Source organism: Stenotrophomonas sp. (assembly GCF_050737075.1).
Classification (GTDB): Bacteria; Pseudomonadota; Gammaproteobacteria; order Xanthomonadales; family Xanthomonadaceae; genus Stenotrophomonas.
On record NZ_JBOHXV010000024.1, the window covers coordinates 1 to 18,190 of the forward strand.

The 18,190-nt window shown below is 66.6% G+C and carries 19 protein-coding genes; 12 read left to right on the top strand and 7 right to left on the bottom strand.

Annotation, left to right across the window (positions count from 1 at the left end; genetic code table 11):
- Window positions 1-120 precede the first annotated feature (120 nt).
- Window positions 121-1,008: a hypothetical protein gene (locus ACREPD_RS08165; protein WP_431598846.1), complete on the bottom strand. Its 888-nt coding sequence runs from the start codon at window positions 1,006-1,008 to the stop codon at window positions 121-123.
- A 92-nt stretch (window positions 1,009-1,100) separates the two neighbouring features.
- Between ACREPD_RS08165 and ACREPD_RS08170 the strand changes: the two genes are divergently transcribed.
- The gene (locus tag ACREPD_RS08170) at window positions 1,101-2,396 is read left to right on the top strand and encodes an acetyl-CoA C-acetyltransferase (RefSeq protein ID WP_431598847.1); all 1,296 of its coding nucleotides are present in this window, start codon (window positions 1,101-1,103) and stop codon (window positions 2,394-2,396) included.
- 212 nt (window positions 2,397-2,608) lie between these two features.
- Here the strand turns inward: ACREPD_RS08170 and ACREPD_RS08175 are convergent, their stop codons facing one another.
- The 3 genes from ACREPD_RS08175 to ACREPD_RS08185 form a co-directional block, all read right to left on the bottom strand.
- Entirely contained in the window at window positions 2,609-3,910 is a 1,302-nt protein-coding gene (locus ACREPD_RS08175; protein ID WP_431598848.1) for a heme biosynthesis protein HemY, read from the bottom strand.
- A 3-nt stretch (window positions 3,911-3,913) separates the two neighbouring features.
- Entirely contained in the window at window positions 3,914-4,885 is a 972-nt protein-coding gene (locus ACREPD_RS08180) for a uroporphyrinogen-III C-methyltransferase (protein ID WP_431598849.1), read from the bottom strand.
- Between the two features lie 108 nt (window positions 4,886-4,993).
- Window positions 4,994-5,770 (bottom strand): uroporphyrinogen-III synthase, encoded by a 777-nt coding sequence (locus ACREPD_RS08185; protein ID WP_431598850.1) that lies wholly within the window; start codon window positions 5,768-5,770, stop codon window positions 4,994-4,996.
- Window positions 5,771-5,813: 43 nt separating this feature from the next.
- Between ACREPD_RS08185 and ACREPD_RS08190 the strand changes: the two genes are divergently transcribed.
- The 5 genes from ACREPD_RS08190 to ACREPD_RS08210 all read left to right on the top strand — a co-directional run bounded on the left by ACREPD_RS08190 (window position 5,814) and on the right by ACREPD_RS08210 (window position 8,938).
- Complete coding sequence (locus tag ACREPD_RS08190) at window positions 5,814-6,284, top strand: YiiD C-terminal domain-containing protein (RefSeq protein WP_431598851.1); 471 nt, start codon at window positions 5,814-5,816, stop codon at window positions 6,282-6,284.
- A 30-nt stretch (window positions 6,285-6,314) separates the two neighbouring features.
- Window positions 6,315-6,749 (top strand): hypothetical protein, encoded by a 435-nt coding sequence (locus ACREPD_RS08195; RefSeq protein WP_431598852.1) that lies wholly within the window; start codon window positions 6,315-6,317, stop codon window positions 6,747-6,749.
- A 76-nt stretch (window positions 6,750-6,825) separates the two neighbouring features.
- The gene (locus ACREPD_RS08200; RefSeq protein WP_431598853.1) at window positions 6,826-7,263 is read left to right on the top strand and encodes a rhodanese-like domain-containing protein; all 438 of its coding nucleotides are present in this window, start codon (window positions 6,826-6,828) and stop codon (window positions 7,261-7,263) included.
- Between the two features lie 113 nt (window positions 7,264-7,376).
- Entirely contained in the window at window positions 7,377-7,892 is a 516-nt protein-coding gene (gene secB, locus ACREPD_RS08205) for a protein-export chaperone SecB (protein ID WP_313342263.1), read from the top strand.
- A gap of 20 nt (window positions 7,893-7,912) precedes the next feature.
- Window positions 7,913-8,938: an NAD(P)H-dependent glycerol-3-phosphate dehydrogenase gene (locus ACREPD_RS08210; protein WP_431598854.1), complete on the top strand. Its 1,026-nt coding sequence runs from the start codon at window positions 7,913-7,915 to the stop codon at window positions 8,936-8,938.
- Window positions 8,939-9,173: 235 nt separating this feature from the next.
- On the opposite strand, the gene ACREPD_RS08215 is transcribed toward ACREPD_RS08210, so the two are convergent.
- On the bottom strand, window positions 9,174-9,746 hold the full coding sequence (locus ACREPD_RS08215; RefSeq protein WP_431598887.1) for an Ax21 family protein: 573 nt from the start codon (window positions 9,744-9,746) through the stop codon (window positions 9,174-9,176).
- Between the two features lie 236 nt (window positions 9,747-9,982).
- Between ACREPD_RS08215 and ACREPD_RS08220 the strand changes: the two genes are divergently transcribed.
- From ACREPD_RS08220 to ACREPD_RS08245, 6 genes are all read left to right on the top strand, one after another.
- A complete protein-coding gene (locus ACREPD_RS08220; protein ID WP_431598855.1) occupies window positions 9,983-10,633 on the top strand; it encodes an imm11 family protein in 651 nt (216 codons plus the stop codon).
- Between the two features lie 43 nt (window positions 10,634-10,676).
- Window positions 10,677-13,397 (top strand): XVIPCD domain-containing protein, encoded by a 2,721-nt coding sequence (locus ACREPD_RS08225; protein WP_431598856.1) that lies wholly within the window; start codon window positions 10,677-10,679, stop codon window positions 13,395-13,397.
- Between the two features lie 89 nt (window positions 13,398-13,486).
- On the top strand, window positions 13,487-13,966 hold the full coding sequence (locus ACREPD_RS08230; protein ID WP_431598857.1) for a hypothetical protein: 480 nt from the start codon (window positions 13,487-13,489) through the stop codon (window positions 13,964-13,966).
- 42 nt (window positions 13,967-14,008) lie between these two features.
- On the top strand, window positions 14,009-14,539 hold the full coding sequence (locus tag ACREPD_RS08235; protein WP_431598858.1) for a hypothetical protein: 531 nt from the start codon (window positions 14,009-14,011) through the stop codon (window positions 14,537-14,539).
- Window positions 14,540-14,720: 181 nt separating this feature from the next.
- Entirely contained in the window at window positions 14,721-15,044 is a 324-nt protein-coding gene (locus ACREPD_RS08240; protein WP_431598859.1) for a helix-turn-helix domain-containing protein, read from the top strand.
- Between the two features lie 2 nt (window positions 15,045-15,046).
- On the top strand, window positions 15,047-16,351 hold the full coding sequence (locus ACREPD_RS08245; RefSeq protein ID WP_431598860.1) for a type II toxin-antitoxin system HipA family toxin: 1,305 nt from the start codon (window positions 15,047-15,049) through the stop codon (window positions 16,349-16,351).
- Window positions 16,352-16,446: 95 nt separating this feature from the next.
- Here ACREPD_RS08245 and ACREPD_RS08250 read toward each other — a convergent pair whose 3' ends face one another.
- Window positions 16,447-17,376, bottom strand: a complete 930-nt coding sequence (locus tag ACREPD_RS08250) for an alpha/beta fold hydrolase (RefSeq protein WP_431598861.1) — start codon at window positions 17,374-17,376, stop codon at window positions 16,447-16,449.
- A gap of 27 nt (window positions 17,377-17,403) precedes the next feature.
- The gene (locus ACREPD_RS08255) at window positions 17,404-18,153 is read right to left on the bottom strand and encodes an SDR family oxidoreductase (protein ID WP_431598862.1); all 750 of its coding nucleotides are present in this window, start codon (window positions 18,151-18,153) and stop codon (window positions 17,404-17,406) included.
- Between the last annotated feature and the right edge of the window lie 37 nt (window positions 18,154-18,190).

The following is an 18,190-nucleotide window of genomic DNA, read 5'->3' on the forward strand; positions in this document are numbered from 1 at the left end:
GCTCTACGGTGGGTGGCCACGTTGTGGCACCCACCGGAATGAAAAACGCCGGCAATGCCGGCGTTTTTCGTTTGCATCTCCGGTCGTAGAGCCACCCCATGGGTGGCTGCTCGCCCCACCTCAGCGCGTCAACAATTCCCGCGCATCCTGCCCCGCTTCGCAATGCACGAACAGCACCGGCAGGCCGTGCGCCTCCAGCACGGCGGCCATCTGGCGCTGGCGCATCAGGTACTGGTCGTAGATGCCCTGCAGGCGGTCGCAGTCGCCCGTGCCGTGGCTGTAGAAATTGCACCAGCCGGCCGGATCGAACAGCGCCATACGCACTTCGCCGTCAGCGTATCGAAGCAGCGGCTCTGGCGGGGCGTCCAGCCACTGTTCGGTCTGCGGCGCCATCAGCGCCGTTTCGATCAGCGGCCACAGTGCGGCCAGTCCCTGGTTGTCGTACTGCATCGACATCATCGCGGCGAGGTCGTTCACCGTGAAGTAGCGCGCGTGCTCGATCTGCGCACCGAAGGCGTTCTGTGCCTGCAGGGCGGTATCGGCCTGGGCCATGCCCTGGGCCAGCAGCACCTCTTCCAGCGCTTCGGCGACCGCGGCCGTCGCGGCCACCTCGGTGCCGGTGAGCAGGAACGGCACCACCCGCAGGCCGCCGCCGGTGAGGCTGGCATCGGCCTGGAAGGGCAGCGGCACCTCGCCGTCGGCGCCGGCACCGAACGCCAGCAGGCGCGGGCCTTCGTTGCGGCCGGGCGCGCGCATCTGCAGTTCTTCCAGGCGGCGGTGGATCGGCCAGCCCGGCCGCAGTACTTCGGCCGGGTCGAAATGGGCGCCGGCGAACACGAAGTCCAGCCCGCTCACGCCGGGGACCAGTTTGGCCAGGTCACGGCCGACGCGGTCGGCCAGTTCACCGGCCTGGTCGGACGACAGGGCCGCGTGGCGCGGGGCGTCTCCTCCAGCCAGTTCCAATGCCAGTACGCCAAGGGCATTCATGCCGGGGTCGGGTTTGCTCATGGGTTCACGGTTGGCCCATCACAGGGCGGCAGCTACACTTGCCCCCATTATGCCTGCTCATTCGTGCAGGCCATGTTGCAGACACCCTTCCCATGCCAGGTATCTCCATGCCCAACGCTCGTCCCGTCGCCATCCTCGGTGGCGTCCGCATCCCGTTCTGCCGCCAGAACACGGCCTATTCGGACGTCGGCAACCTCGGCATGTCGGTGCGCACGCTCGGCGCGCTGGTCGAACGCTTCGGCCTGCACGGCCAACAGCTGGGCGAAGTCGCCATGGGCGCGGTGATCAAGCATTCCAGCGACTGGAACCTCGGCCGCGAAGCCACGCTGTCGTCGGGCCTGTCGCCGCTGACGCCCGGCATCACCATGCAGCGCGCCTGCGGCACCTCGCTGGACACCATCATCGCGGTGGCCAACAAGATCGCGCTGGGCCAGATCGAATCGGGCATCGGCGGCGGGTCGGACACCACCTCCGACGTGCCGATCGTGTACGGCAAGAAGCTGCGCGCGCGCCTGTTGGCGGCCAACCGCGCCAAGACCACCGGCGACAAGATCAAGGCGATCGTGCGCGGCTTCAAGCTGGGCGAGCTCAAGCCGGAATTCCCGGGCGTGGCCGAACCGCGCACCGGCAAGAGCATGGGCGACCACTGCGAGGACATGGCCAAGGAGTGGAACATCTCGCGCGACTCGCAGGACGAGTGGGCGGTGTCGTCGCACAAGAAGCTGGCCGCCGCCTATGAGCGCGGCTTCTTCACCGACCTGATCGCGCCGTTCCGCGGCGTGGAGCGCGACAACATCCTGCGCGCCGACACCTCGCTGGAAAAACTGGCCACGCTCAAGCCCGCGTTCGACAAGGTCTCCGGTCGCGGCACGCTGACCGCCGCCAATTCCACCCCGCTCACCGACGGCGCCTCGGCGGTGCTGCTGGCCAGCGAAGAGTGGGCGCGCGCGCATGGCCACGAGCCGCTGGCCTACCTGCGCGATTCGCAGGTGGCCGCCGTCGATTTCGTGCACGGCGAAGGCCTGCTGATGGCGCCCACCATCGCGGTGCCGGAAATGCTCAAGCGCAACGGCCTGACCCTGCAGGATTTCGACATCTACGAGATCCACGAGGCCTTCGCCGCGCAGGTGCTGTGCACGCTGCGCGCGTGGGAAAGCGAAGACTACTGCCGCAACCGCCTGGGCCTGGACGCGCCGCTGGGCCGCATCGACCCGGCCAAGATCAACCCGCTGGGCTCCTCGCTGGCCACCGGCCACCCGTTCGCCGCCACCGGTGCGCGCGTGATCGCCACGGCCGCCAAGCAGCTGGCCGAACGCGGCGGTGGCCGCGCGCTGGTGTCGATCTGCACCGCCGGCGGCATGGGCGTGGTGGCGATTGTCGAACGCTGAGGCGTTCGCATGACAGATGAAAAAAGGCCGCCCTTCGGGGCGGCCTTTTTCGTTATGGGTTGCGACGTCTGATGGGCGGCTTCGGCGGGGTGTAAACGTCGGTTGGATGATTGGCGCGGCGTTGCGCTGGCTTCGGAGGGTTGCGCCGCGCTGCGCGCGGTTGCCACGCATGGCGTGGCACTACGAATTTCTACGTGCCCATTGAGATGGCGTTACCGAAGCGGGTTGCCGAATTCATCGCGTTCGTCGCGGATCACGGCCGGTTCGCTCATCAGCGATTGCTCCTCCACCGTGGCACGTTCGGGGACTATGGCCGCCAACGGTGCTGCCGGCCGCGCCAGCGCGGTGCTGTCTTCGCCTCGCTGCCGGCGCAGCGCATTGGTATAGCACTGCGCGGCCAGGGCGGGTTCGCCGCGTGCCACGAATACCTCGCCGAGTGCTTCCCACGCTTCCGGGCCCGCACCGGCGGCAATGGCGCGGTGCAGGTAGTCCTCGGCCTGCACGTGTTCGCCTTGGCGGACCGCGATCCGGCCCAGTGCCAGCAACAACGCCGGGCTGGACGGCTGCTGGCCCAGCCAGCGCTGCAGGTTGGCATGGCGGGTGGCCAGCTTCTCCACCGGCATCTGCCCGTACAGCGTCACCAGCGATTCGTCCCAGCGCGTGTCCAGCGCCTGCTCCAGCGCGAGCAGCGCCGGTTCGTCCCAGTCCAGCGCTGCCGCACGCAACGCGTAGGCCGACACCACGTCCGGGTCGCTGCGCAGCGCCTTGGGCGTGGCTTCCCACTGCGCGGCCAGCGCGTTCACGTCGGCCGCCTCGAGCAGCGACTGCGCGGCCAGGCGAACCTCCAGTTCGGCCACCGCGTCATCGGGTAGTACCTTCTGCTTGCGCAACGCACCCAGCTGCCCGTAAGCCTCGTGGGCACGCTCGGCGCGCGCCAAGGCCTCGGTGCGCAGCCACAGGCCGCGCGGCGGCAGCGGCTGGATGCCCGGCGCGTCCAGCGCATTGATCGCGTCCACCGGGCGCTCCTGCTGCAGCAGGCGTTCGGCCTGCAGCAGGGCATATGAAGTTGCATCTGCGGCGGCCAGGCGCTGCAGGTACTGGTCCACCGCGGCCTCGTCGCCACGTGCCTGCGCGCTGCGCACGGCGGTGACATAGGCGACGGCGCTTACTTCGTCATCTTCGGCGGCGGTGCCCAGCAGCTTCTCCGCGCGCTGCCAGTGGCCGTACTCATGCGCCTGCAGGCCTTCGATCAGGCGTGCGCGGCCCTGCTTGCGGCGGTAGCGGCCCCAGGCCCGGAACGGCGATGCGACCAGGCTCCACAGCAGCCACAGCACCAGCACGCCCACCAGCGTCATCAGCGCCACCTGCGGCACGGTGGAGTGGTAGTCGTTGCCACCGGCGCGGTAGATCACCTCGCCGTACTGGCGCAGCGAATCGGCGCCCAGCCACTGCGCGGCGATCACGCCCAGCGCCACGGCCAGCAGCAGCACCACCACGGATTGAATCGGCTTCATCATTTAACTCCCGTCGCGCATGGCGCGCAGTTGCTGCAGGGTGCTGCCCAGTTCGGGCAGCGGGGGGCGTAGCACTTGGGTGCGCAACTGCTGCAGTTCAGCACGACGCTCGCGCAGGGCGGGTGAATCCGGCCACAGCCGCGGCAGCCAGAGCGCCACGCGATCCAGCGCCTGTTCGAACCCGGCCTGGTCGCCGCGCTCGACGGCGGCGCGGGCCAGGGTCAGTTCCAGCTGCAGGGAGTCCCACGCAGCGGTGCGCTCGGCACGGGTGAGCGGGCCCTGCGCGGCGGTCGGGGTGATGGTCACGAACGGGGCCAGCACCTGGTGCCACCAGGGCGGCGCGGCCGTACCCGGCGCCGGGGTTACCTGTTCGGGCAACGCCAGCAACGACTGCGCGAACGCGCCCAGGCGCTGGTTGATACCGGCGCGCACACCCGGGCCGAGCGCATCGACCGCGTTGCGCTCCTGCATCAAGGCCTGGCGCAGGTTGAGGAATTCGGTGCCCTGCACATCTTCCAGCGCGGCGGCGGCCAGCGCATACAGCCGCTTGGCGCCCTCCACATCGTCGGCAAACGCCAGCCGCTGGCCGGCCTGGCTGAGCAGCAGCTCGGCCTCTTCCAACTGCAGCGCCTGCGCGTTATGGCGGGTGCTGTCGGCCAGCCGCGCCAGGTTTTCCTCGAGCAGCGCATTGCGCTGGCTCAGGCCCAGCATCTCATCGCGCAGTACCCGGTTGGTGGCCGCCGCATCCTGCACCCGTTGCGAGGTGGAGCGCTGGTCGCGACGCAGCGCTTCCACGCTGCCGGCCAGGCCCTGCACCAGCACGTTGGCGTCGGCTTCGCGCTGCGCGGTGCGCGCCTGCTCGGCCTGCCACAGGTTCCAGCCCCAGCCGGCGCCGCCCACGATCACCGCAAGGGCGGCAAGCGGCACGATCCAGCGCAGCGGTCGGTGGGGCGGGGGCGGAACTACGTCGTTCATGCAGGCATCCTTGTCGATCGCGCCGGTGCATTCACGAGCTGGCGATCGATCAGGTGCACAGCATCGCTCCTCGCCCGCAGACCCTGCAAGGCCGTAAGCGACCCCTGTTCAGGAAGTTGCGGCGGTGGTGATCGCGGCGTGTGCGGCCTGCACCAGCTGCACCGGCAGCGGCCCCTCGGCCAGCGTGACGTGGGCGAAGCCCGCCTCGGCCGCAAGCGTGGCCAGGCGCGCGCTTGCGGCCACCACGTGGGCGCTTTGGAGGCGCGCCAGCAGGTCGGCCGGCAGTTGCGCCAGCAACAGCGAAAGGGCTTCGGCGCTGCTCAGTGCCAGTACCCACGGTGGCGCCCGCCGGCGCAGCCGCTGCAGTTGGCGGGGCGGCAGCGGCAGCGCTACCCGGCGGTACACATCCACCCGCTCCAGCTGTGCGCCGCGCGCCTGCAGCGTGGCCGCGATGATGCCGCGGCCGCCGGGCGCAGTGACCAGGGCTGCACGCAGCCCCTGCAACTGCGCCAGTTCCGGCAGGTCGAGCAGGCCTTCGCTGTCCATCCGGGTGGGTGCCAGCACCCCGGTAACGCCGTGCCGCTGCAGCGCTGCGGCCGTGCCCGCGCCCACCGCCAGCCAGCGGCCGCCAGGCGGCATCTTCAGCGGCAGCAGGCGTGCGGCCGCATGTACCGCCGCCGGGCTGCTGAAGACCACCCGGTCGGCGCTGAGCGCCTGCGCCAGCGCGGCGCGGGTAGCCGCATCGTCGCGCACCACGAGTGCCCAGGGCGACAACGCCAGCACCTGGGCGCCCAGCGGCCGCGCCGCACGCCGCAGCGCGGCATGCTGGCCGCGCGGGCGCAGCGACAACAGGGTCCATTCCGGCACATGTGCGGGGCGGTTCATTGCGGGCATTATGCGAGGCCTTCGATGCAACGTCGCCTTACCGATGTCCGATTCCGATTCGATGCCCGCGCACCTGGCCGCGCTCCAGCAGGTTCTTGAGCGCATGCCGCCGGTGGCGGCCATGCAGATCCGCGTGGATTCCCATGCCGACGGCGTGCTGCACCTGCGCGCGCCGCTGGCCGCGAACGTCAATGACAAGGGCAACGCCTTCGGCGGCAGCCTCGCCTCGGCGTTGACCCTGTCCGGCTGGGCGCTGGTCACCCTGCGGCTGCGTTTGGCCGGCTTCGACGCCGACGTTTACGTGGCCGACAGCCACGTGCGCTACCTGGCGCCGGTCTACGAGGACCTGCACGCCCAGGCCCAGGCCGCCGACGAGGCCGACTGGGCCGGCTTCCTGGCCACCTTCGCCCAGCGCGGCAAGGCCCGCATCGAAGTGGCGGCCCGCCAGCCGGGCGAGGGCGGCAAGCCGGCCGCTGAACTGACCGGGCGCTTCGTCGCCTTCGCAAGGCGGTAGGATGGGCGCCTTGCCAATTGGGGAATTCGCATGCGCCGTACCTTCCAGATCCTGCTGCTGAGCCTGCTTGCGCTGACCAGCGTTGCGGCCGCGGCGGCCGAGAAGTTGACCAAGAAGCAGCGCCGGGAGCTGGAGGAAATCCAGATCAAGTACGACTCGACCATGCGCTGGGGCACCGCGGAAGACGCGCTGCCGTACCTGGACCCCGAGTACACCAAGGCGCACCCGCTCACCGACCTGGAGCTGCGCCGCTTCGAGCAGGTGAAGATCTCCAGCTACCGTGCCGGCGAAAACGTGCCGATGCCCGGCGGCCGGGTCGGTCGCAGCGCCGAAGTGCGCGTGATCAACAACAACACCCAGGCCGAGCGCACTGTGCGGGTCAACGAAATCTGGCGCTGGGATGCCGAAGGCAAGCGCTGGCTGCAGGCCAGCGGTCTGCCGGACCTCTGGCAGGACCAGAACTGAGCCCCCACCGCCCCGCTGGACGCCGGTTCGCCTGCATGTGCGACAATCGGCGCCCGCTTATCGACCCGTGATCCAAGTGAATTACGAAGAGTTGCTGGCTTTTGCCGGCCGAAACCCGATGTTGTCGATGGCCTTCGTGGGCCTGACCGTAGCCATCATCGTCACCGAAGTGCGCCGCCTGCTGCGTGGCTACAAGTCCCTGAAGCCGGCCGAGCTGACCCAGCTGATGAATGCGGGCGGCGCGGTCGTGGTTGACCTGTCTTCCAGCAGTGACTTTGAAAAGGGGCACATTGCCGGCAGCCGCAATGTGCAGCCGGCCCAGTTCGGTCCCGAGCACAAGCTGGTCGCCAACGCCAAGCAGAGCCCGGTCGTGCTGGTCTGCCGCACCGGCACCGCCTCGGAGACCGCCGCCAAGGCGTTGAAGAAGGCCGGTTTCGAGCAGGTCAATGTGCTCGACGGTGGCATTCCGGCCTGGCAGCAGGCCGAGTTGCCGCTGGTCAAGGGCCGCAACTGATTTTGCCCCGATTGCGCGGCACGCCTTGTGCGCGCCGCCACACGCCCCCATCGCAGGGCATGTAACAATCGATTTTTACAGCATTCATTGCATTCATTCTGGAGCAACAGGAAATGTCCGAAGAGAACACCAACGGCGCCATCGCGCCGGCCGACGCCGCCACCGGTCCTGCGTTCACCGTCGAGAAGATCTACGTCAAGGACGTTTCCTTCGAATCGCCGAACGCTCCGGCCGTGTTCAACGAAGCCGTGCAGCCCGAGCTGCAGCTCAACCTCAACCAGCGCGTGCAGCGCCTGGGCGAGAGCGCGTTTGAAGTCGTGCTGGCCGTCACCCTGACCTGCAAGGCCGGCGACAAGACCGCCTACGTGGCAGAAGTGCAGCAGGCCGGCGTGTTCGGCCTGGTCGGCCTGGACCCGCAGTCCATCGACGTGCTGCTGGGCACCCAGTGCCCGAACATCCTGTTCCCGTACGTGCGTTCGCTGGTGAGCGAGCTGATCCAGGCCGGTGGCTTCCCGCCGTTCTTCCTGCAGCCGATCAACTTCGAAGGCCTGTACGCCGAAACCCTGCGCCAGCGCCAGGAACAGGGCGAGACCTCGCTTGCTGATTCCGAGCCGGCCGGCAACGCCTGATCGGCGCTGCTGTCGCAACGATGAGCAACAACGCAGACAAGATCGCCGTTCTCGGCGCCGGCTCCTGGGGCACGGCCCTGGCGAGCCTGCTTGCGCGGCACGGTCAGCAGACCGTGCTGTGGGGCCGCGACGCGGCGATGGTGGACGCCATCGACCAGCGTCACGAGAACACCCGTTACCTGCCGGGCATTCCGTTGCCGGAATCGCTGCGGGCCACCACCGATATGGCCGCTGCCGTCAAGGACGCGCGCTGGATCCTGGTGGTGGTGCCCTCGCACGCCTTCGGTGAAACCGTGCGTGCACTGGCACCGCTGCGTCCGGCCGACGCCGGCGTGGCCTGGGCCACCAAGGGCTTCGAGCCCGGCTCGGGGCGTTTCCTGCACGAAGTCGCACGCGAGGTCCTCGGGCCGGACGTGCCGCTGGCGGTGGTGACCGGTCCGTCGTTCGCCAAGGAAGTCACGCTGGGCCTGCCCACCGCGATTACCGTGCACGGCGACGACCCGGAGTTCGCCCAGCAGGTAGCCGAAGCGATGCACGGCCCGGCCTTCCGCGCCTACACCGGCGATGACATGGTCGGCGCCGAACTCGGCGGTGCGATGAAGAACGTGCTGGCCGTAGCCACCGGCGTTGCCGATGGCATGCAGCTGGGCCTCAACGCCCGTGCCGGCCTGATCACCCGCGGCCTCAACGAGATGTTGCGGCTGGCCGCCGCCATCGGTGCCAAGCCGGAAACCCTGATGGGCCTGGCGGGCCTGGGCGACCTGGTGCTGACCTGCACCGGCGACCTCTCGCGCAACCGTCGCCTTGGCCTTGCGCTGGGGCGTGGGCAAAGCCTGCAGGATGCCGTGCGTGAGATTGGCCAGGTGGTCGAATCGGTGCAGACCGCCGATGAAGTCATGCGCCAGGCACGCCGCCATGGCATCGACCTGCCCATCTCCGACCGCGTCCGCGCCGTGCTGCACGGCGAACAGACGCCGGAAGAAGGCCTGCGCGCGCTGTTGGCGCGCGAACAGAAGCCGGAATACCCGGACACGCTGTTCAAATGATCCAGGAGAACCCCGGCGCAGCCGGGGTTTTTTCTTTGCGGTAACGCCGGGCTCTGCCCGGCTGCCTTTTTCGTCCCCGTCCCAAAACGCAAAAACCCAGCTTTCGCTGGGTTTTTGCGTGGCACACCGACGAGGTGCGAGCCAGATAAGTGAAGCCCGGCCTACTAAGCCGGGCTTCATGGCGTGAGGGAGAGAGAGATCACGCCATCCAACAACGTACCGTGCAGCTATCGCCTTACCAGGTGTAGCGCGGGCCGACGAACCATTCGCGGTCGCCTGCCTTGGCCAGCTTCACTTCGCCGCTCAGGCCCCAGTTCGGGGTGAACTTGGCCTGGGCGCCGACGCGGCCGTAGAACTCGCCGTCCGGGTTGATGCCGTGCTTCTTGCTGAAGTCTTCGTAGCCGGCCAGCGCGTAGCCTTCGATCATCGGGGTGAACGCGGTGCGCACGCCCACTTCGGTCGAGTAGCCGTTGAAGTCCAGGCCGTGCTTCGGATCGAACTTCTGGTACGCGACGCGGGCCACCAGATCGGTGGTCGGCGCGATGCCGTAGTTGTAGCCGACGCCCACGCGCCACTGGTCAACGTCTGCGTTGCCGCGCTTGGTTTCCTGGGAGTTGTAATCGCCAAAGATGTGGAAGTTCGGCGCCACGGCGACCGAGCCCTTGGCTGCCCAACCGTCAGCGTCGCCACCCTTGGCATCGGTGTTCACGTAGCCGCCTTCAACGTAGTTGTACGACAGGCCATCGGCAGCCGAAGCAGCGAACGGCAGTGCGGCAAACAGGCCCAGAGCAAGCAGGGAGGTCTTCATCATCGGGAACACACCTTTATTGTTTTTGGTTTTGCCGGCCGCCCCCTTGGGGAGGGGAGAGAAGGGCGGTCGACAGATGTAAATTATCCGTTAGGCGCTCTAATCCACCCTGAATATTGAACTGAGCGGTACATGAATGAAGCGGGCGTTCAGGGAACTTGCCCGCACCTGTACCCGCAGCTACGATCAGGCTGCCCCAGCGTCCTGTTCTACCCCCGCATCCATGATGGAAGCCCATGAACGACCGCACTGCCATTCCCGTATCGGTTGATACCGATACCCACCGGGGCGAATTCTTCGTCATCACGTCAAGCTTCTGGGGAAATGGTCAGTTCCCCGGGCTGGAGATCGCCAACGAGGAGGCGCTGGTTTCGCCAGGCATGCAGGGCGTCGCCCCGCCCACGGGCGAACCCGATCAGTACCCCGAGCGTCCGCACCTGGTGCATGTGCCTGAAAAGGGCGGCATGCCGCGGGATTTTGAAGAGCTCGCCGGTATCTGGATCGTCTCGCAGGCACTCAAAGACGTGTTCGCGTCCGTGGACCAGGATGCCTTTGCATTCGTCGCCTGCGATTTCACCCTGGCCGATGGCTCCCCGGGTCCGCAGTACTACTTCTGCGATGTGATCCGCACCGTGGATGCGCTGGACGTGCCCGCTTCGCGGGTGAAGGTGAAGGTCGACCACAACTTCATCACCGGCCAGGACGAACCCTTCTACAGCATTCTCGGTGGTGCTTCCCTGGTGTTCAACAAAGAGCGGGTGCGTGGGGCGCACATCTTCCGCCAGCCGAACAGTGGATTGGATCCCATCTGTGACCGTGTGATGTTCGATGCGCTTGCCCAAGCCCATCTGACCGGCGTTGACCTCAAGGACGCGTACGCACTGTAGGCCAACCACCTCTGACATGGATTGCTGAGCGGGAGTTTCGCCAATGCCTGACACACCGGTTTTCCAGGGCCACCACCTCATCGAGCAGGCGCTGTATGAGAAGAACCTCATGCTGCAGCGGCTTGCCAAAGCGGGCCATTTCGAACTCCATGGCGCGCAGAACATCATCAATCTGCCTGCCAAACAGGCGCTCGCCGCGGAGATGGGCATCTCCCCCCATCCGGGCGGACCGTTGGGTGACTACTCGGAACAGCTCCGACAAGCGCTGAAGGAAATCGAGAACACCGCCGAAGGCAGGGCCGCCATGGGCAAGCTGCCCGCGACGGCCGAGCAGCAGGCGCTGGCAATGCAGCGCGTAGCGGCCAAGGTGGAAACCCTGACCGAAACCCTGCGCGCCGGCATCATCAACGGCGACCTGGTCACCAACACGCCGCAGGGCATGACGCCCGAGCAGGCCAACGCCAAGGTCCGTACGTTCTTCGCTGATCTCGACGGCTACCAGCGCACCCATGCGGCCCAGATTGCCGAACTGAAAACCCTGTCGCCTGACGAACTGCGCTGGCGAGGCGTGACCCAATCCGAATCCAACGTAAGGCTCGCACTCGACGCCATTGACCAGCCCGGCAACGCTACGCTGAGCGATCGTTGGGGCGGCCGTGCGTCGTTGGGCACAGCCATTGAAGATGCCAATCAGGCCGGCCGCCTGCCGCTGACCGAACCCACCGCGGTACGCGTGCGCACCGCGTTCAATCCGGAAATGCCGCTGACCATCGCGCGTCCCGGGCCGGCGTCTGCGGTCCCTGAACTGGCCGGCACCGCAGGCCGCACCGGCGCCGCCGAAGGAGCGGTCGAGGCTGCCGCCGCACGCGGTCCGCTCAACGGCGCACGTGTACTCGGCGCTGCCGGGGTGGCCGCGCTTGCAGTGGACTTCGCCATCACCGGCCACCGCGTGGTCGAACTGCACGCAGAGGGCAACGCTGCCGGCGCGAAATCAGCCGCGACCCACTTTGTAGGCCGTACCGCTGGCGGCTTTGGCGGCGGCTTCCTGCTGGGCGCCGGTTACGGGGCGGTGACCGGCTCGTGGACCGGCCCCGGTGCAGTGGTCACGGGTCTGGTCGGTGGCGTGGCGGGAGGTTTCGCGGGGGAGTACTGGGCGCAGTATCAGGACAAGAAAGCCGTATACACCCAGGAAGATCGCAGCGGCAACGAGTGGTCCCGCAACCCCGAGGACGCCAACGGCAGCTGGAGCAGAACCGTGCGCGCGCCCACGCCGGATGGACGCTACATCGAAAGCACGATGGTGGCCGCCGGCCGGCTCGTGGACGAGCTGAACTACAAGGCAGCCAACGACTCGTACTCCTTGGGACTGGCCAACCTGCCAAAACCCGCAGACCCCTTCCGCATCGATGCCCGGGGTGACAACACGCCGCCGCGCGAGCCGTTTGAAACCAGCCGCCATTACGTGCGCAACCCGCAGAACGGCGAGTGGAACCTGTCCATCCACGAAGTGATCGATGGACGCATTCCCCTCGACCGCAGCGTGGCGGTGGGAACGGAAAAGGCGGGGCAGCTGGAGCTGGAATCCCAGCGCATCGTTGCGCAGAACGCCGCCAATACCCCCGAGGCGCTCGCCGCGCGTTACCAGATCGCGTACAACCAGTACGGCTGGAACGATTTTGCCGGCATCGAGCCCGTGCCCGAGGCGATCACCAACGCCCAGACAAAGCCACAACCGCTGATGGCATCGAACGGCGAGAAGTACGCGCTGGAGTCCAACGGGGAGTGGCGCACACCCGGCTGGGTTTACGGTACCAATCCGGCCGAAGGCAACATCATCGAGGAACTCAACCGCACACGCCAAAGCCGGGACGTGGGCGTGCAGGAGCTGCAGGCCATGGCGGAGGTGGCCCGCGCCAACCCCACCCCCACCGAGTTTGGCCTGCGCGGCCAGGTGATGGCCGCGTATCGCAGCGCTGGCATTCCACGGACTGCAGAGGAGATTGATGCCGCCGTGGCCGCCGTGACCCAGGACCACGCACGCGACATGACCGAGTCCATGCCGTACTACCTGCAGGTGCAGAAGGATGGCTCGCTTGCCACCTTGGCGGGCAGGGAAGACGAGCGAATGGAGATCCGGTCCGTCACCACGCCGCAGGAAATTACCCAGGCACACGCGCAGCGCGCTGCCGCGCCGGAATCCCAACAGCCGGCCAGCGTGACGCCCGCTTCCGAACATCCTCCCGCCCACGCACCGGGTACGCGCGCGCCGAACAACACCGTACCCACCTCGCCCGCCGCGCAGGACCGACCGGAGGTGGATCGCCGACAAGGCATGCTGCCGCGCCCGGAAGATGCCGGAATGGTGGAGCAGCTGCGTTCCTCTGTGGCCAAGCTGGATGAGAGGCACAACAAGCCGTGGGACCAGAACAGCGACCGGCTTCTGGCAAGCGCGTACCGGCTTTCCGTGGAGGCTGGGTTCAAGCCCGGGGATAGCGTTGACATGGCACTGAACGAAGCAACCGACGCCCGGGCCGCGGGCACCACGCTGCTGGTCATGCGGTCAGGGCAGGGCGCTTCGCCAGATCCCGCGGCAAACAGGGCACAGATGCCGACTCACGAAGCCTTGGCTGCAGCACCCGAGCAGCAGTATGCGGTTGCCAACCAGAGCCGGGATTCACAGGAACAACGCCGTCTGCAGGAGCTCTCCCAGTCGCACGACCAGCAGCGCGATGCGCAGATGCTGCAGGGTCCGAGGATGGCGTAGCGGTGCACAGGCACTGCGGGGCGAACCTACAGGCGGTGCAGCTCTGCTGAAGTGGCGCCCGAAGCGTTTCACCAAGGAAGGATCAGGCAATGAATCAGGAAGGGCGGGTACGCCGACGCGTGAAGCTGGTACCGGTGGCGCTGCTGGCGCTTCTGTTCGCGGGTTGCACGGACACCGTGACAAACCGTTACCAGACCCTCGCCGAAGCGCGTGCGGACGAACTGTTCGGTCGGGGTTGGCTGCCGGATGTACTTCCTCCTTCGGCCGTGGATATCGTTACGGTCAACAATCTGGACATCAATACGTCCCACGGCGAATTCTCCTTCGCGCCGGCTGAAGCTCCGCAGCTGTTCCGGCGGCTGAAGCCAGGCGTACCCGCCCGGATTCCCGACCATGCCGCTTCCGACGTGCGCGACGCACAGCGGCGCAAGGGCGTCTCGGTGTGGTGGCTGCACCAGAACGACACGACGTGGGTGTTCATGTGCCGCGCTGCCAAGGGGCACTGTGAGCATCTCATGTGGTATGAGCGCCCCTTGGTGCTGCCGGCCACCGATCAGGCCCAGCGTTGACGAGGCTCGCTGTTCAATCCGCTGCAAGGAGCTTGATGCGCGATGAAAGTGCTACCAGCACTACTGCTGTCCTTTTTCTCACTAGCTGCATTCGCAGACACGCCGATGCCGCCACCGGAACTACAGACGACGTGCTCTGCATCGAAAGTGATCTGTGCCGTGTCGGATCCGGCCACGAATGCCACCGTCGTTTCGTCGCGCGTCCCCACGCCGCGTTCGTGGACGATTCCCGGCTGGCACCGCTGGGTGTTCCCTTCAGATGACGGGGTGTCGGTGGTGGTGGCATACGGCGGCATGAATCTGGTGCCGCGCAATGTCGAGCTCACCGAGCCGGTGCTGTTCTTCTACAACGAACAGCAACTTGTCCGCACGGTGAGGCTTGGCGATCTGTACCGACGCAAGGGAAAGCTGCAGCGCACGGTCTCGCACTATGCCTGGGTCAGCACGATCACCATCAACCCGTCGAATCAACTGGTGATCGAGCGGGTCGACGGCGCGAAGATCGCGTTTTCGCTCCCTTCCGGCGACAAGGAGCCGCTCCGCCCCGATGGCGCCACCCGCCACCGGAACTAGACGGCACGTGGGCGGCGTGGAGCGACCTGAAAAACGGCATAAAACGTCATATATGACACCTTAAATCGGTTTAACTTGCACCAATGCTTGATTCTGCTCGCCCCTCATGACAATCATGATTTCGCGTGAAAACTAGCATTGATGATATCTTAGGCCACATAAGCCACCAAATATGACGGACATGCGAACCTCCTCGGATGACTCTGCAACACCTGCCGTGCGCCGCGCAGCGATCCACCTGGGAACGTTGATGCGCCAGGCGCGTCTGGCCCGCAGCATGACGCAGGCTGAGCTTGCGGTGCGCGCCAAGACGAGTCCAGCCACAGTGATTCGCGTGGAAAAGGGCAGCGTGGAGACGGGGCTGGGCACGGTGCTTCTGATGATGGAGCAACTGGGTCTGTTGGCCTATGTGACCGCAATCACCGATCCCACGACCCAAGCGCTGCTGGATCACAAGGGTCGCAAGCGTGCGCGTCGATCCGACGCTACGAACCTGGATTTCTGACCATGCCCCGTCGCTACGTCTTCATCCACCTCCCGGGTCAAACAGAGGCAGTCCCTGCCGGTCAGTTGGATCTGGTGACGGGGAGTGGTCAGCTGCACACCTCGACATTCAACTACGGAAACATCTATCTCCAGCGTGGGGGCGCTATCGAGGTTGATCCTGCCTCGTTGCCACTTCCAGCGGGTGCAGATCGCCAACGGGGACCCGTCAACGGCCTCGAATTGTTCGGCGCAATCCGCGACGCCAGTCCCGATGCATGGGGACGGCGCGTGATCGAAAACCGCCTGCGCCGTCAGGGAGCATTGTCGGAAGTTGACTATCTGGACAACGCCGGCAGCGACCGGGTGGGTGCATTGGACATCCGTCGCCAGAGAGACAGCCAGCCCGCGCAGCACGCGCTCCCGCACCAGGTGGATCTGCCCTACCTGCTTGAAGCGGTGGATAGAATCGAAGCCGGCGAGCCGGTGCCAGCGCAACTGGCCGCGTACTTCGATGGCGGTCCTACGCTGGGCGGCATGCGACCCAAGGCAGTCGTCATGCGGGAAAACCGCCAATACGTTACCAAGTTCCCTTCAAAGACCGACACGCGCTTCAGCGTTCCGTTGGTCGAACACGCCACGCTTCAGTTGGCAAAGCTGGCGGGGCTGGACGTACCCGATCTGCAGCGTGTGCCGCTGGACGAAGGCCGCACCGCGATGATGATCGAGCGGTTTGATCGGGTGCCTGTCGAAGGCGGAATGGAGCGGCGCCACATGGTGTCTGGACTGACCATGCTGGGGCTGCCGGAGATGGCGTCGGCGGACGGATCCTATGCGGCGCTCGCGGACGTACTTAGTAATCGTTGTCCGGCCGAGCATGTACAGAGGGACCGCACCGAGCTCTTCAAGCGCATGGTGTTCAACATACTGGTCACCAACAACGATGATCACCTTCGCAATCACGCCTTCCTTTTCTCACGCAACGACATTCTGGCGGACGGAACACGGTTGGGACGGTGGTGCCTCAGTCCGCTTTACGACGTGGTTCCTGCCCCGGTAGTGGGAACTGACAGGTTCCTGGCTATTGGCGTCGGCGAACACGGACGGCTGGCCACGCTGGATAACGCGCTCAGCAGCTCGGGCCGGTTCGGTCTGCGGCAAGCCGAGGCGGCCAGCATCGTGCTGCAGATGGTGGCCGCGGTGCGGCCATGGAAGGGGGTATTCGAAGAACACGGTGTCACCGCCGCAGACATCGATGCGGTGGCCGGTGCATTCAGACGTGCCGCAGACATTGGCCTTCGACAGATTGAGCGCGCCGCTGGCGCCTAACGGCATGCGAGACGGCGGACGATCCCCTGGCAGGCCGAAAAATGTCTCGCCGCGCGAGGGATTGAGCACGCGCGGCGAAACCGGTGGACGCCTTCCTACTTGTTGAGGAACGCCACCAGCGCAGGCATCGTCTGCGCCGGCGCCTCTTCCATCAGCCAGTGGCCGGAGCCCTTGACGATCACACCTTCCACGTTGGTATCCACCAGCTTGGCCTGGTCGATCAGGAACTGGCCGCCGGCCTTTTCGCCGGAGAGCACCAGCATCGGCATGTGCAGCGGGGTCTTGGCGAAGCCGGCGAAGTCCTTGGCGTCCTGTTCGAAGTTCTTGAAGTACTCGAAGCCCGCGCGCATGCCGCCGGGACGCGCATATTCGGACGCGTAGAACTGGCGGTCGGCCTCGGGCACCGAGTGGGTGCGGTCGGCGGCGAAGTCGTTCCAGAAATGCTCGAAGTAGGTGCGCTCGCGGCCATCGACCAGCTTCAGCGGGGTTTCGCCGTAGAAGTGGAAGTGCCACAGATCGCGCAGCAGCCACACATGGGTCCAGTCGCCCACGCCGGGCAGGAACGCGTCCATCAGCACGATGCTGTCCACCTCATCCGGATACTGGGCCGCATAGGCGTAGGCCACCATCAGCCCGATGTCGTGGCCGACGATCTTGACCTTGGGATAGCCCAGCGATTTCACCAGCGCGTGGATATCCTGCGCCATCGTCTTCTTGTCGTAACCACCGTCGGGCTTGGAGGACTGGCCGGCACCACGCAGGTCCGGCGCGATCACCACATGCTGTCCGGCCAGCTGTGGCATCAGCGGGCGCCACATGTGGCTGGTTTCGGCATAGCCGTGCAGCAGCACCACCGGCGATGCATCGCCTTGCCCGGCCTGCAGGTAGTGCAGGGTGACGCCGTTGACGGTGGCGTTGTGGCTCTGGATGGCGGCCGTGTCGGCCGCCTGCGCGGTGGCATGCACGGCCATCACCATCAACAGCGCGGTGGCGGCACGGCGGAAGGAACGCGGGAACAGTTTCATGACGATCTCCTGGGAATGGGGGCGGCGTTAGAGCTGGCTCATGCCACCGTCGGCGATGATTTCGGTGCCGACGATGTAGGCCGACTCGGGCGATGACAGGTGCAGCACGGTGGCGGCGATTTCTTCGGGCGTGCCGAAGCGGCCGAGCGGAATCTGGCTCTGGATCTGTGCGGCGGTGGCATCCAGCGCGGCCGCGTCCAGGCCTAGCTTGGTGTAGATCGGGGTGGCGACCGGGCCCGGGCTGAGCACGTTGACGCGCACGCCGCGCGGCAGCAGCTCGGCCGAGAGGGTCTTGGCCAGCGAGATCACCGCCGCCTTGCTGGCCGCATATACCGAGGTGTTCGGCATGCCGATGCGGGCGTTGATCGAGCCGTTGATGACCACCGACGCGCCCGGATTGAGCAGCGGCAGCAGGGCCTGCAACTGGAAATAGGGCCCCTTGATGTTGGTGTTGAAGATCTGGTCCCACAGCGCTTCATCCACGTCCGGGTAGGCGGCGAACTTCGCGGCTCCCGCGTTGATGAAGACCGCATCCAGGCGCACGTCGTTGGCGGCCAGGGTGTCGGCCAGGGCGCGGGCGGCGGCGATGTCGCCGGCATCGTTCACCACCGCCAGGGCGTTGGCGCCCACTGCCGCCTGGGCCTGGTCGAGCGCGGCGGCGTCGCGGCCGGTGATGACCACGCGGGCACCCTCGGCGGCGAAGGCCTTGGCGGCGGCCAGGCCGATGCCGCTGCTGCCGCCGGTGACGAGGATGGTCTTGCTGTTGAAACGGTTCATGCTGATCTCCTTCGAGGGGGGCGTTATGCCGTGAGCC